We start from the raw sequence: 12,548 nt of genomic DNA on the forward strand, positions 1-12,548 counted from the left end.
CCGCCCGAATTATGGCTCAACCCAGTGAAATGTTTGGCTTCTGGTCGGATTGTTCTCCAAAGCCAGGATAAAATGGGCGTCATCAATTCTGGCAAAGCTTTGCTGATGCCAGACTTGTGATTGTCAGATTTCCAAAACCTGTGAGAATTGGAGTGAATATTACAGAAGGAATACCGACATGCGTAGCTTGATACTTGCTGCAATTTTTTCGCTCGGAGGGGCTTTGGCCGCCATGGCTGACGACATCATCAAAGTTCAAACGAACAAATCCGTAGCCGAGGCGCTGGATGCGCTGGAAGCAGCGGTTGGCAACGCAGGGGCCACTGTCTTCGCCCGTATCGACCACGCGGCCGGGGCGGAAAAGGTCGGTACGCCCATTCCGGCCAATCAAGTGCTGATTTTCGGCAATCCTGCGCTGGGCACGCCGGCCATGCAGATCGATCCGCGTGCAGGATTGTTCCTGCCGCTCAAGGTGCAGGCGTATGAGGATGGGAACGGTCAGGTCTGGTTGGCCTATGAAGACCCCAAGGAAACGATGGACGAGCTGGATGACGTCGAAAAGTCACCTGTAGTCGAGAAGATGCGCGGTGCGCTCGCCAAGTTGACCGCTGCGGCCGCGGGTTAGACCTTTTGGGTTATGTGCTTGCGCTTTTCACACGCGCAAGCGCGTTTCTAGCGATCAGGATGTGAAACGGCAGGATCGCAGCCAGATACAGGCGCCCGCCAAGGTTATGGCGTCGGACCCATGTGGCCAGCGAGATGCGGCCGTTTTCCGACAGGACGGACACCCGGAAATCCAGGTGGCGATCGTTGAATCCTGCGATCACCTCGGTCCTGCCATCATGTTCGACCGGGAAGATCCCCAGCTTGTCGTCAGCATCCGGGCCTGTCGTGCTGAGGCCAAAGGGTGTCACCAACAGGCCGCGCAGCCGAACCAATGCCAGCACCCATCCGGGGAACGCGGTGATGATTTCCGCGGCCCGGCGCGGCGGAAGATTGGATTCAACACTGAAGCAGTCCAGAAAGTCGCCGGTTTTAAACCGTTCGTTCAGCAGGCTGTGCGCGGACAGTTCGGAACGCTTTACCGGCGAATGAAACATAAAGCTATCCTCTGAGCGCGGTCAGAGCCTCTTTCAGATCAATCGCTCCATCATAAAGCGCGCGGCCGGAAATGGCACCGTTCAAAGCTGCGCCACAATCGCGCAGGGCGATCAGATCGGCGATCGAGGACACGCCGCCAGATGCGATGACCGGAATATCGACCGATTTGGCAAGCTCTGCGGTGGCCTCGACATTGGGGCCCTGCATCGCGCCGTCCCGGTTGATGTCGGTGTATATGATCGCAGCGACGCCCGCGTCTTCGAAGCTGCGGGCCAGATCGGTTACCTGAACGTCGGTTTCTTCGGCCCAACCCTTGGTGGCAACCAGACCGTTGCGCGCGTCGATGCCCACGGCGACCTTGCCGGGAAAGGCTTTGGCCGCTTCGCGCACCAGATCGGGGTTCTCGACCGCGACCGTGCCCAGAATCACGCGGGCCAGACCTTTGTCGATCCAGGTCTCGATGGTGGCCATGTCGCGGATGCCGCCTCCCAATTGCGCGGGCACGTCGCAGGCTTTCAGAATCGCTTCGACCGGGGCGGCGTTGACCGGCTCACCTGCAAAAGCGCCGTTCAGATCGACCAGGTGCAGCCACTCGCACCCGGCCTCGACAAAGGCGCGGGCCTGCGCGGCGGGGTCTTCGTTGAACACGGTGGCCTTGTCCATTTCACCACGCAGCAGGCGCACGGCATTGCCGTCTTTGAGGTCGATGGCGGGGTAGAGGATCATGTCGGGCGGCCCTATATCTGTGTTGCACGCGCGGGATATCGCACAGGCGGGGCAGGGGATGCAACGCGACGCTGGGTCATTCTTGCCCGCAGCTGGTTGCCGGGTCAGACTGCCATCAAAACAGGGAGACAATCATGAAGAAATTTACGTTTGCAGCGGGTTTGATGTTTCTTGCGACCAGCGCGATGGCTGCGGATCCCGTCGACGGTCTGTGGAAGACTGCACCCGGTGATACCGGCGGCTATCTGCATGTGACGATTTCCGGATGCGGCAGTGCGATCTGCGGAACCATCGACAGCGCCTTTGATGCGGATGGCAACGAGCAGCTGGAATATGAAAACCTGGGCAAACAGATCATCTGGGACATGGTGCCCGATGGCGGCGGAAGCTATGATAGCGGCAAGATCTGGGCACCGGACCGGAACAAAACCTACAATTCAAAAATGTCACTGGACGGCCAGAACAAACTGACCGTCAAGGGATGTGTGGCGGGCGGTCTGATCTGCCGCGGTCAAACCTGGGCGCGTGTTCAGTAAGCCTCAGGGTTTCCAGGTCAGGAAGTTGCCCAGCATGCGCAGGCCAACGTCCTGGCTTTTCTCGGGGTGAAACTGCATTCCAACCATCGTGTCGCGGCCAATGACGGCCGTGACCTCTTGCCCGTAATTCACATAGGCCAATCGCTGTGCCGGGTCGGAAACCCGGAAGTGGTACGAGTGGACGAAATATGTGTGATCGCCGGATTTCACCCCGTTGAACACCGGGTGATCGCTGTCCAGAACAAGATCGTTCCAGCCCATATGCGGCACTTTCAGCGATGTGTCTGACGGCTCGATCCTGACGACATCGCCGGCAATCCAGTCCAGACCATCCGTTTCGCTGTATTCATGGCCCTTGGTTGCCATCAACTGCATGCCCACACAAATGCCCAGAAACGGGCGGCCTTTCTGTTCGACCGCCTCGACCATCGCGTCATAGATGCCCTTGTGCCCACGCAATTCGGCAGCGCATGCCGGAAACGCCCCGTCGCCGGGCAGAACCAAGCGATCCGCGCGTGCCACAACATCCGCGTCCGAGGTGACGACAACCTCACCGGCGCCGACCTCTTGCGCCATGCGCTGAAACGCTTTTTCCGCCGAGTGCAGGTTGCCGCTTTCGTAGTCGATAATGGCGGTCAGCATTTACAACGCGCCTTTGGTCGACGGAATCGCATCTGCCTTGCGCGGATCGGTTTCAACGGCGTCTCGCAGCGCGCGCGCGACGGCCTTGAATGCGGCCTCGGCGATGTGGTGGCTGTTGAAGCCGTGCAACTGGTCGATATGCAGCGTGATGCCGCCATGGGTGCTGAGCGCCTGAAAGAACTCGCGCACAAGTTCTGTGTCGAATGCACCGATTTTCTGCGTCGGCAGGTCCACATTCCAGATCAAATAGGGGCGGCCGGACAGGTCCAGCGCACAGCGCACCTGAGCATCATCCATCGGTAGGTGGCATTCTCCGTACCGCCGGATGCCCTTTTTGTCGCCCAGGGCCTGCGTCAAAGCCTGCCCCAGCGCGATGCCGGTATCTTCGACCGTGTGGTGATCATCAATGTGGTAATCGCCCTTGGCGCGGATCGTCATGTCGATCAGCGAATGGCGCGCCAGTTGATCCAGCATGTGATCAAAAAATCCAACTCCGGTCTGATTGTCATACATGCCGGTGCCATCCAGATTGATCTCGACCGAAATTTCGGTTTCGGCAGTCTGGCGGCTGATCTTTGCGCTGCGCATGGGCGAATTCCTTTTGCTACAGGCGCGCTTATAGACGGGGAAGGTCGGGGTTTTCCAGACCGCGCGTTGCGATCGCTGCAAACTGTTGCAGGGGATTGCACCCGGCTTGGCCCCGTGTCAGCTTGCGAACAACACGAACCGATAGGGTCAAACCATGTCCATCTGCGTTTTCATCCAGATCCGCTGCAAGCCCGGCACCACCTACAAGGTCGCCGAGGAAATCGCCCTGCGCGAAATCCACTCCGAACTGTATTCCACCAGCGGTGAATATGATCTGCTGCTCAAGCTCTATATCCCCGAAACCGAGGATGTGGGTCATTTTATCAATGAACACCTGCTGGTGATTCCCAATATCGAACGCTCGCTGACCACAATGACGTTCAAGGCGTTTTAACCCAGTTCGAATGAGGTGACGCCAAAGACACGGCTCAGATCGATATCCGGCGCGTGGCCGGAATACATCCGGGCCGTTTCAAAGACCTTTTCAAGACCCAGCGCATCCGCCAGCGCAAAGGCGGCGGCGTTGGGCTGCGGCATGTCGATGAACACGTCATGCGTGGCGTGATCGTCGGGGATGGCTTCCAATACCGAGGCCAACAGGGCTTGGGCAATCTCGGCGTCGTCCGCGAACAACGGCCCGATCTTGTATCCGCTTTGACAGGGCCGCAGGGTCGCATAGCCCCGGATCACCCCGTTCTCGGCAATCACGCGCGAGGCGTGGCTGGGCGCGCTCAGCCAATCGCGAAGGAAGATGTCGCGCGGGGCAGGGAACATCTGCCGGTCATAGGCAGCTAGATCGTCCGAGAGGCTGTTCAGCTCCTCAGCCCGCGCAGCTGGTTGCGCCCCGAGCGCGGCCAGAATCCCGCGTTTTGTCCCGCCAAAGCGGTAGTTGTTATAGGCAAAGGAAAAACCGGACTTGCGGTAGTTATCCTGCTGCTCGACGACCCCATCCAGGCCGATGTTGTCCGCATTGCAGTTTTCCAAGGCGTGCCGCCAGATTTTCAACCCGTGGCCCGATCCGCGAAACTCGGGCCGGACGATGTAGAACCCAAGGAACGCAAAGGCGTCATCATACTGAACGACCGAGATGGAAGCGATCATCTCGCCATCCAGGAACCCGCCGAGAAACCCGCGGGTATCCGTGCCGTGGAAGCAACGAGCATCGTGATACCCCGGGTTCCACCCTTCGCGCCCGGCCCAATCGACGGCCTTTTGCACCTCGTCAACGGTAAGAGGGCGGATGACGTAATCAGACATGGGTGAATCCTGCGTTGGGCAATGCAACCAGAATGACGCAATGTCATGTGAAGAACCAGCATGTCTGGAGAATTTCGTATCTGGAGCGGGCGAGGCGATTCGAACGCCCGACCCTAACCTTGGCAAGGTTATGCTCTACCCCTGAGCTACGCCCGCATCAGATACATATATGGTCCGAAGACCTCTCAATGGAGCGGGCGAGGCGATTCGAACGCCCGACCCTAACCTTGGCAAGGTTATGCTCTACCCCTGAGCTACGCCCGCGCCGTTGAGTGAGGAGGGATTTATAAATTCCCACGCGGGGCTGCAAGCGGAAAAACACAAAAAAGAGGAAAAATATTTCGACGGAACCTGGCATCCGGCCCGTTCAATCTCGAACACGGATCAAAAAAGGACACAGGCAGAGGGGCTTTCATGATTTCTGTTGCAGACATGAAGATAATGGCGCTGGCCGCAATGATCTTGCTGGTCACTGCGATGCCGAAATCGGACGATCACGAACACAACCGGATCACGCCCGTTTTGTTGAAAGCGCCCCTTGTGATGACGACGGATCTGACCGGATAACACCCGCCAACCGAGCTACAGTGCCAGAATCAGGTTGGCGATGGCCGCAACCAGAATGGCCAGGAACGTCAGGCTCATGCCAGCCTGCCGCAGGATGACGATCTGGGGCGTGCGCCCGAATCCGTACGCGTGCAGCAGACGCCCGGCCAGCAACATCAAGCCCAGTATATGCAAAAGCAATCCGCCCGCTCCCTGCAATTCCACCATGGCGATCAGCAAAAGGGCGATAGGGGCGTATTCGGCGCAATTGGAATGTGTCCGTATCGCCTTGATCATCAATTTGCTGCCCCCATCCCCGACCGAGATTTTGTCGCTGCGGCGCTGAAGGATCACTTTGACGCTGAGTGCCACGTAAAGAATAGCGATCAGGGCCGCATAGATCGGGGTGATAGCAAGCATGGTGGGTCTCCGTTCCAGCATAGAAAAAGGGCCGCGCGGTTTCCCGAGCGGCCCTTTGAACTGTAACCGGTTCGGCAGGTTATTCCAGCTCGACCAGAAGGTCCTTTGCGTCAATCTGGCCACCGGGCTGCACATGAACGGCCTTGACGGTCGCATCGCGCTCGGCGTGGATGCCGGTTTCCATCTTCATCGCCTCGATGGTCAGCAACATGTCGCCTTCCTTGACCTGCTGGCCAGCTGTTACGGCGACGGTGGCAACAACACCGGGCATCGGCGCACCGACATGATCCGGGTTGCCGACCTCGGCCTTGGGCCGCGCCTGCGTGGTCGAGGTGACCAACCGGTTCGGAACCCGGATCACGCGCGGTTGGCCGTTGAGTTCAAAAAACACTTTGACCTCTCCGTTTTCATCCGTTTCGCCAATGGCCTGACACCGGATTTCCAGCGTCTTGCCGGGGTCGATTTCCGCGGTGATCTCCTCGCCCGGCTCCATGCCGTAGAAGAAGGTGCGCGTTGGCAGGGTACGAACCGGGCCGTAGATCCGGTGGCGACCCATGTAGTCCAGGAACACCTTGGGATACATCAGATAGCCGTTCAGATCCTCGTCATCGACCTCTTTGCCTTCCAGCTGCTTGGACAGCTCGGCGCGGGTGGCTTCAAGATCGACCGGGGGCACGTCCTTGCCGGGTCGCTGCGTGTTGGGAACCTCGTCTTTCAGCACCTTCTTGATGATGGTCTCGGGGAACCCGCCCGGAGGCTGACCCAGATTGCCGCGCATCATGTCCACGACCGAGTCGGGGAAGGCCACGTCGGTATTCGGGTCCTCGACCTGTTCACGTGTCATGTTCTGGCTGACCATCATCAGCGCCATGTCACCAACGACCTTGGAAGACGGCGTGACCTTCACGATGTCACCGAACATCTGGTTCACGTCAGCATACATCTGCGCCACTTCGTGCCAGCGTTCTTCCAGACCCAGGCTGCGTGCCTGCGCCTTGAGGTTGGTGAACTGACCGCCCGGCATCTCGTGCAGATAGACCTCGGACGCGGGGGCCTGAAGGCTGGATTCGAAGGCCGCATACTGGCCACGCACAGCCTCGAAGTAATCGCTGATTTCACGGATGGCCTTGATGTCCAGCCCGGTGTCGCGGTCGGTATGGCGCAGCGCTTCGACCACGGTGCCCAGCGTCGCCTGGCTGGTGTTGCCCGAGAAGCTGTCCATCGCGCAGTCAACTGCATCGACGCCCGCCTCGGACGCGGCCAGAATGGTCGCGCTGGCAATACCGGCGGTGTCATGTGTGTGGAAATGAATCGGCAGCCCGACCTCTTCCTTCAGCGCCCGGATCAGGATTTTGGCCGAGGCCGGTTTCAGCAGGCCCGCCATGTCCTTGAGGCCCAGAATATGCGCGCCGGCGTCGCGCAGTTCTTTCGCCATGCCGACATAATATTTCAGATCGTACTTGGCGCGATCCGGGTCAAGAATATCGCCAGTGTAACAGACGGTACCTTCGCAAATCTTGCCGCTATCGACGACCGCATCCATCGCCACGCGCATGTTTTCGACCCAGTTCAGCGAGTCGAAGACACGGAACACGTCAATTCCTGTCGCCGCCTGACGCACGAACTCCTGCACCACGTTGTCAGGATAGTTCGTATAGCCCACGCCGTTTGCGCCGCGCAGCAGCATCTGGGTCATCAGGTTCGGCATCGCCTCACGCAGGTCCCGCAGGCGCTGCCACGGGCATTCCTGCAAGAACCGATACGCCACATCGAAAGTCGCGCCGCCCCAGCATTCGACCGAGAACAGCTGCGGCAGGTTCGCCGCATAGGAGGGAGCCACCTTGATCATGTCGATCGAGCGCATCCGGGTCGCCAGCAGAGACTGGTGCCCGTCGCGCATGGTGGTGTCGGTGATCAGCAGTTGGCGCTGCGCCTTCATCCAGTCGGCCACCGCCTGCGGGCCCTTCTGCTCCAGCAGGTTGCGCGTACCCATCTGCGGTTCGGCCTTCAGCGCCGGAGGCCTGGCCTCCTTCAGGTCGGCGCGCGGGCGCGGGCGGTCCTTGGTTTCGGGATGCCCGTTCACGGTGATGTCCGCGATATAGGTCAGAACCTTGGTGCCGCGGTCGCGCCGCTTCTTGAAGGTGAACAGTTCGGGCGTCGTGTCGATGAACTTGGTGGTGTATTCGTTCGACAAGAAGGTCGGATGCTTGAGCAGGTTGATGACGAAGTCGATATTCGTCGAAACCCCGCGGATGCGGAACTCGCGCAGGGCGCGGTCCATCCGAGAGATCGCCTTTTCGGGCGTGGGGGCCCAGGCCGTAACCTTGGTCAGCAGCGAGTCGTAATAGCGCGTAATCACCCCGCCCGCATAGGCCGTGCCGCCATCCAGACGGATGCCCATACCGGTGGCCGAGCGATAGGCGGTGATCCGGCCATAGTCGGGGATGAAGTTGTTCTGTGGGTCCTCGGTGGTGATCCGTGTCTGCAACGCGTGCCCGTTGAGCTGGATATCCTTTTGGCTGGCCATGCCGGTCGCCTCGGCCAGCGTCTTGCCCTCGGCGATCAGGATCTGCGCCTGCACGATGTCGATACCGGTGACTTCTTCGGTCACGGTGTGTTCGACCTGAACGCGCGGATTGACTTCGATGAAATAGAACTTGCCGGTGTCCATATCCATCAGGAACTCGACCGTGCCGGCACATTCGTAATTCACATGCGCACAGATCCTGCGGCCAAGCTCGCAGATCTCGGCGCGCTGTTCGTCGCTCAGATACGGGGCAGGGGCGCGTTCCACGACCTTCTGGTTCCGGCGCTGGACCGAGCAGTCGCGTTCATACAGGTGATAGATTTCACCGTGCTTGTCGCCCAGGATCTGCACCTCGACGTGGCGCGCACGAATGATCATCTTTTCCAGATAACCCTCGCCATTGCCAAATGCGGCTTCGGCCTCGCGACGGCCTTCCAGCACTTTCTCTTCCAACTCTTCTTCCGACTGGATCGGGCGCATGCCGCGCCCGCCGCCGCCCCAGGACGCCTTGAGCATCAGCGGATAGCCGATTTCGGCGGCCTCCTTGCGGATCGCGTCCATGTCATCGCCCAGAACTTCGGTGGCAGGAATGACCGGAACGCCTGCTTCGATGGCTACGCGTCGCGCGCTTGCCTTGTCGCCAAGCGCGCGCATGGTTTCCGCCTTGGGGCCGATGAAGGTGATGCCGTTCTTGACGCAGGCATCGACGAAATCCGGGTTCTCGGACAGCAGACCATAGCCCGGATGAATCGCGTCGGCGCCACATTGCTTGGCAACACGGATGATCTCGTCGATCGAAAGATAGGCGGCAACCGGCCCCATGCCTTCACCGATCTGATACGCCTCGTCAGCCTTGAACCGGTGCAGGCCCAGTTTGTCTTCTTCAGCGTAGACGGCGACGGTTCGTTTTCCCATCTCGTTTGCTGCGCGCATGACGCGGATGGCAATCTCGCCGCGGTTGGCGATCAGGATCTTGTTGAAGTCTGTCATGATAGGTCCCGGTCTTTTGTGTATGGGCGTCTTATTGGGCGGAGAATACGCGCAGGTATATCCGTTCTTCTGGGTAGAACCGGCATGTTATCGCTCGCAAACGCCCTATGATCGCAGCGCCCTTATACTTTTGCTGCGCCGCAGCATCAAATGTTTAACGTTAACTCTCAATCTGACACAGGCTTGCCAGGCCCATCTGGCCCATATTTGCATGCAGGTCTTGCCTGAGAATCTCGATGACATGTGCAGGCCCCCGCGCGCCAAGTGCCGCAAGACCATATAAAAAAGCCCGCCCGAGCATCACGAAGTCTGCGCCCAGCGACATGGCACGCAAAATATCCAGACCGCCTTCGACACCACTGTCGAAGATCAGGGGCAGGCGGGTTGCATCCCGGACAGAGGGCAGAACCTCGATGCTGGCCGGGGCCGCGTCAAATTGCCGACCGCCATGATTCGACACCCACAAAGCATCGACACCGACCTGTTCGAGTCTTCTCGTATCCTCTGGTCGCAGGACACCCTTCAGGACAAGCGGACCGTCCCAGTGGTCGCGCAGCCATTTGACATAGTCCAGATCCGGCGAGGTTCGAAGCAGGTAACCGATATGAGCCGTGGGCGGAAGATTCCCGGGGTTTTCGATATATTTGTCCAGCGTTCGCATATGCGGCACACCGTTGCGCAGCATGCCCATCGCCCAGGCGGGTCTTTGGGCGATCTGCGCCAGAATGCGCGGGGTCAGCTTTGGCGGTTGCCGCAGGCCCGATCGTGTCTGCCTTTCCCTGCGCGATGCGACGGGAACATCCGCGGTGAGGACCAGGGTTTTGAACCCGGCCTTGCGGACCCGGTTCAGCAGGTCTTTTCGAATATCCGGATCCCGGGGCGGGTAAAGCTGGAACCAGGCATTGTCCCCAAGATGCGGTGCCATGTCTTCAGGGCTTTGGCTGGCTACGGTCGACAGGGTATAGGGAATACCCGCCTCTGCGGCCGCGCTGGCAAGCAGTTGCTCGGCGCGGGGCCAGACCAGCCCGGACATTCCGATCGGCGCGATTCCGAACGGCAGCGGATACGAAGCGTCGAGAAACGACTTTGACGTATCAAAGTCCAGCTCGCCATGCAGGATCGAGGGGCAGAGGCGCACGTCATCCAGCGCCTTGCGGTTCCGGTGCAGCGTCGTTTCAATCCCGGTTCCACTGTCGATATACTCCCACACGAAATGCGGCAGACGACGGCGCGCACGGTGTTTCAGATCCGGTATGCCGGGATAAGTGCTGTGCAAGTCCATGCAGATTGATCCGACCTGCCATGCGATTCGGCAAGTTTTTTAAGCTGCATCCTTGGGTGGTTGCCGGTTTTCAGGCGACGCATTTTCGGTCTTGTTCCTGGTGCCGCTTGCAACATGCACCTGGTTGCGCCCCTTGTCCTTGGCGACATAAAGCGCATCGTCTGCCGCGCGCATCAGGTCCTGCGGCATGGTGCCGTGGGCCGGGTAATGTGCAACCCCGACCGATATCGTAATGCGCGGCAATACCTTCTCGCCATATCGGACGGTTACGGCTTCAACCGCCTGGCGCAGTTGTTCGGCGCGGGTCATGGCATCTTCGGGGCTGTTGTCAGGCAGGATCAGCATGAACTCTTCCCCCCCGATGCGGCAGGCGACTTCGTCCCGGTCGCACCCCTGTTCCAGGGCGGCGCCGACGGCGCGCAATACCATGTCGCCCGCATCATGCCCATGAGTATCGTTGAACTTCTTGAAGTGATCCACGTCCACGGCGATCAGGCTTAGCGCGGCGCCCGTCTGCTGGCTGCGGCTGATGGACTTGCGCAGCGTCTCGGTCATATGGCGGCGATTGAACAGCCCGGTCAGGGGGTCTCGTACCGATTGGTCGTGAAGCTGATCCCGCATGCGGACGTTGGCGATCGCCATACTGATCTGTTCGGCGCATAATTGGGCCAGCTTGCGGCTCTTGTTAAAGCAGTCTTCGCGCCCCTCAAGTGCCCGCAAATGCAAAAGACCAACGGTTTCGCCATGGGCCAGAATGGGAAAGCAGAAATAGGGCCGCCCGTCATGCGGTTCGGCGTGTTCGCAGACAAAGTCAATCTCGGATGCGCCGAACTCGTAAGTCCGGCCGCGCCGCAAACCCCAGCAACCTTCGGGGTGAATGTGGGATTTATGAGTTCCACCGTTCCAGCTGGCGCAGCCATCCAGCACATCGCGTGAGTTTGAGTAGACATACACGCTGCCTTCGGCCTCTGGCAGGATGTGGGTCATGAAGCGAGACACCATGTCGAACAGTTCATCCAGCGACCGGCTTGATTGCAGCCATTCGTTCAACTCACCCAACAGACGGACCTCTCGGGCCAGGCGCAGCTGCTCGTCCATCAGCTCCCTCTCTTTCTGGGCCCGTTTGCGCAGGTCGCGAACCTGACGACAGTTGGTGCGATGGACAATCAGGATGACAGTCGTCAGCGCCAGCAGGGCGACGCCGCTCAACAGCGCCAGAGACAGGCGAACGCGCGTGATGAACAGGTTCCGCAGGTCGGTTATGTCGGAATAGAACTCGATCGCGCCCATGAACGTCGCATCCTTGATGATCGGCGTATAGACCTCTGCCACATGGCGGCTGCTCAGTTCCGTATCCCGGGAATTGTCGAAAACAAAGGAATCAACTTCGGTAACCGGCTTCTCTTCGTGTTTGTAAAAAAGGCCCCCAGCGGCGACGATCGACTGGAAATAGGGTTTCGTATTCACGAACCCGACGTCGCTGGCTCGGGTCGACCAGAACACCTGCCCCGAAGCATCAAACAGCTTGAAGCGGTAAATGTCCGTGGTTTCGGGCAATAGCTCCAGAAACTCCTGGTCATGATCGGTCAATGCGTGAAAACGGAATGTCTGTTCAAGATCGTTTAGATGGCTTTCGACCTGGCGGCTCATCCGCATCGCGTTCTTTCGCAGGTCTGCTTCCAGCATGCGATCAACCACTGGCGCAGGGGCGGCATAGATCCCCCAGCCCGCCGCTGCCGTCAGCGCGAGCAGCATCAGGGCCACGCCTATCATTTTAAGCCTCGAGGACTGACCCGTCAGTTCCGCCTGTTTCATATGTCCGCTCCCACTACACTCTGCCAAACATCCCAGTCAGGATTTGACAGAGAGTTAACGGGGTGCGGGGCGGTGGTGTGTTTGTTTAGAATTGAATGTAAAAAGAAGTGCGAAAAGT

The 12,548-nt window shown here is 59.3% G+C and carries 13 protein-coding genes and 2 tRNA genes; 4 read left to right on the forward strand and 11 right to left on the reverse strand.

What is annotated here, in order from left to right:
- Positions 1-178 precede the first annotated feature (178 nt).
- Complete coding sequence (locus GS611_RS00785; protein ID WP_253284940.1) at positions 179-625, forward strand: DUF302 domain-containing protein; 447 nt, start codon at positions 179-181, stop codon at positions 623-625.
- 10 nt (positions 626-635) lie between these two features.
- Here the strand turns inward: GS611_RS00785 and GS611_RS00790 are convergent, their stop codons facing one another.
- Complete coding sequence (locus GS611_RS00790; protein WP_171630957.1) at positions 636-1,100, reverse strand: DUF2867 domain-containing protein; 465 nt, start codon at positions 1,098-1,100, stop codon at positions 636-638.
- 4 nt (positions 1,101-1,104) lie between these two features.
- A complete protein-coding gene (gene hisA, locus GS611_RS00795) occupies positions 1,105-1,827 on the reverse strand; it encodes a 1-(5-phosphoribosyl)-5-[(5-phosphoribosylamino)methylideneamino]imidazole-4-carboxamide isomerase (protein WP_171630959.1) in 723 nt (240 codons plus the stop codon).
- Positions 1,828-1,961: 134 nt separating this feature from the next.
- Between hisA and GS611_RS00800 the strand changes: the two genes are divergently transcribed.
- Complete coding sequence (locus GS611_RS00800; protein ID WP_171630961.1) at positions 1,962-2,363, forward strand: DUF2147 domain-containing protein; 402 nt, start codon at positions 1,962-1,964, stop codon at positions 2,361-2,363.
- Positions 2,364-2,366: 3 nt separating this feature from the next.
- Here GS611_RS00800 and hisH read toward each other — a convergent pair whose 3' ends face one another.
- Complete coding sequence (hisH, locus tag GS611_RS00805) at positions 2,367-3,005, reverse strand: imidazole glycerol phosphate synthase subunit HisH (RefSeq protein WP_171630963.1); 639 nt, start codon at positions 3,003-3,005, stop codon at positions 2,367-2,369.
- Positions 3,006-3,593, reverse strand: a complete 588-nt coding sequence (hisB, locus tag GS611_RS00810; RefSeq protein ID WP_171630965.1) for an imidazoleglycerol-phosphate dehydratase HisB — start codon at positions 3,591-3,593, stop codon at positions 3,006-3,008.
- 154 nt (positions 3,594-3,747) lie between these two features.
- Between hisB and GS611_RS00815 the strand changes: the two genes are divergently transcribed.
- On the forward strand, positions 3,748-3,987 hold the full coding sequence (locus tag GS611_RS00815; protein WP_171630968.1) for an Lrp/AsnC family transcriptional regulator: 240 nt from the start codon (positions 3,748-3,750) through the stop codon (positions 3,985-3,987).
- Here GS611_RS00815 and GS611_RS00820 read toward each other — a convergent pair.
- The 3 genes from GS611_RS00820 to GS611_RS00830 all read right to left on the reverse strand — a co-directional run bounded on the left by GS611_RS00820 (position 3,984) and on the right by GS611_RS00830 (position 5,114).
- Entirely contained in the window at positions 3,984-4,850 is an 867-nt protein-coding gene (locus tag GS611_RS00820) for a GNAT family N-acetyltransferase (RefSeq protein ID WP_171630971.1), read from the reverse strand. The two genes, GS611_RS00815 and GS611_RS00820, sit on opposite strands and share 4 nt — an antisense overlap.
- 81 nt (positions 4,851-4,931) lie before the next feature.
- Positions 4,932-5,006: transfer RNA gene (locus GS611_RS00825), tRNA-Gly, on the reverse strand.
- Positions 5,007-5,039: 33 nt separating this feature from the next.
- Positions 5,040-5,114: transfer RNA gene (locus GS611_RS00830), tRNA-Gly, on the reverse strand.
- A 150-nt stretch (positions 5,115-5,264) separates the two neighbouring features.
- On the opposite strand from GS611_RS00830, the gene GS611_RS00835 reads away from it, so the two are divergent.
- Positions 5,265-5,417: a hypothetical protein gene (locus tag GS611_RS00835; RefSeq protein WP_171167198.1), complete on the forward strand. Its 153-nt coding sequence runs from the start codon at positions 5,265-5,267 to the stop codon at positions 5,415-5,417.
- 15 nt (positions 5,418-5,432) lie between these two features.
- Here the strand turns inward: GS611_RS00835 and GS611_RS00840 are convergent, their stop codons facing one another.
- The 4 genes from GS611_RS00840 to GS611_RS00855 all read right to left on the reverse strand — a co-directional run bounded on the left by GS611_RS00840 (position 5,433) and on the right by GS611_RS00855 (position 12,430).
- Entirely contained in the window at positions 5,433-5,816 is a 384-nt protein-coding gene (locus GS611_RS00840; RefSeq protein ID WP_171630974.1) for an MAPEG family protein, read from the reverse strand.
- Between the two features lie 79 nt (positions 5,817-5,895).
- Entirely contained in the window at positions 5,896-9,333 is a 3,438-nt protein-coding gene (locus GS611_RS00845; RefSeq protein ID WP_171630977.1) for a pyruvate carboxylase, read from the reverse strand.
- Between the two features lie 160 nt (positions 9,334-9,493).
- Entirely contained in the window at positions 9,494-10,615 is a 1,122-nt protein-coding gene (locus GS611_RS00850; protein WP_171630980.1) for an alpha-hydroxy acid oxidase, read from the reverse strand.
- Between the two features lie 39 nt (positions 10,616-10,654).
- Positions 10,655-12,430, reverse strand: a complete 1,776-nt coding sequence (locus GS611_RS00855) for a diguanylate cyclase (RefSeq protein ID WP_171630982.1) — start codon at positions 12,428-12,430, stop codon at positions 10,655-10,657.
- Between the last annotated feature and the right edge of the window lie 118 nt (positions 12,431-12,548).

Source organism: Ruegeria sp. HKCCD6119, assembly GCF_013110585.1.
Classification (GTDB): Bacteria; Pseudomonadota; Alphaproteobacteria; order Rhodobacterales; family Rhodobacteraceae; genus Ruegeria.

What these genes read in the sequence shown, in the direction of transcription:
- GS611_RS00800 (WP_171630961.1), top strand. Translation starts at nt 1,962, where the DNA reads ATGAAGAAATTTACGTTTGCAGCGGGTTTGATGTTTCTTGCGACCAGC.
- hisA (WP_171630959.1), bottom strand. Translation starts at nt 1,827, where the DNA reads ATGATCCTCTACCCCGCCATCGACCTCAAAGACGGCAATGCCGTGCGC.
- GS611_RS00790 (WP_171630957.1), bottom strand. Translation starts at nt 1,100, where the DNA reads ATGTTTCATTCGCCGGTAAAGCGTTCCGAACTGTCCGCGCACAGCCTG.
- hisB (WP_171630965.1), bottom strand. Translation starts at nt 3,593, where the DNA reads ATGCGCAGCGCAAAGATCAGCCGCCAGACTGCCGAAACCGAAATTTCG.
- GS611_RS00820 (WP_171630971.1), bottom strand. Translation starts at nt 4,850, where the DNA reads ATGTCTGATTACGTCATCCGCCCTCTTACCGTTGACGAGGTGCAAAAG.
- GS611_RS00850 (WP_171630980.1), bottom strand. Translation starts at nt 10,615, where the DNA reads ATGGACTTGCACAGCACTTATCCCGGCATACCGGATCTGAAACACCGT.
- GS611_RS00840 (WP_171630974.1), bottom strand. Translation starts at nt 5,816, where the DNA reads ATGCTTGCTATCACCCCGATCTATGCGGCCCTGATCGCTATTCTTTAC.
- GS611_RS00855 (WP_171630982.1), bottom strand. Translation starts at nt 12,430, where the DNA reads ATGAAACAGGCGGAACTGACGGGTCAGTCCTCGAGGCTTAAAATGATA.
- GS611_RS00835 (WP_171167198.1), top strand. Translation starts at nt 5,265, where the DNA reads ATGATTTCTGTTGCAGACATGAAGATAATGGCGCTGGCCGCAATGATC.
- GS611_RS00845 (WP_171630977.1), bottom strand. Translation starts at nt 9,333, where the DNA reads ATGACAGACTTCAACAAGATCCTGATCGCCAACCGCGGCGAGATTGCC.
- GS611_RS00815 (WP_171630968.1), top strand. Translation starts at nt 3,748, where the DNA reads ATGTCCATCTGCGTTTTCATCCAGATCCGCTGCAAGCCCGGCACCACC.
- GS611_RS00785 (WP_253284940.1), top strand. Translation starts at nt 179, where the DNA reads ATGCGTAGCTTGATACTTGCTGCAATTTTTTCGCTCGGAGGGGCTTTG.
- hisH (WP_171630963.1), bottom strand. Translation starts at nt 3,005, where the DNA reads ATGCTGACCGCCATTATCGACTACGAAAGCGGCAACCTGCACTCGGCG.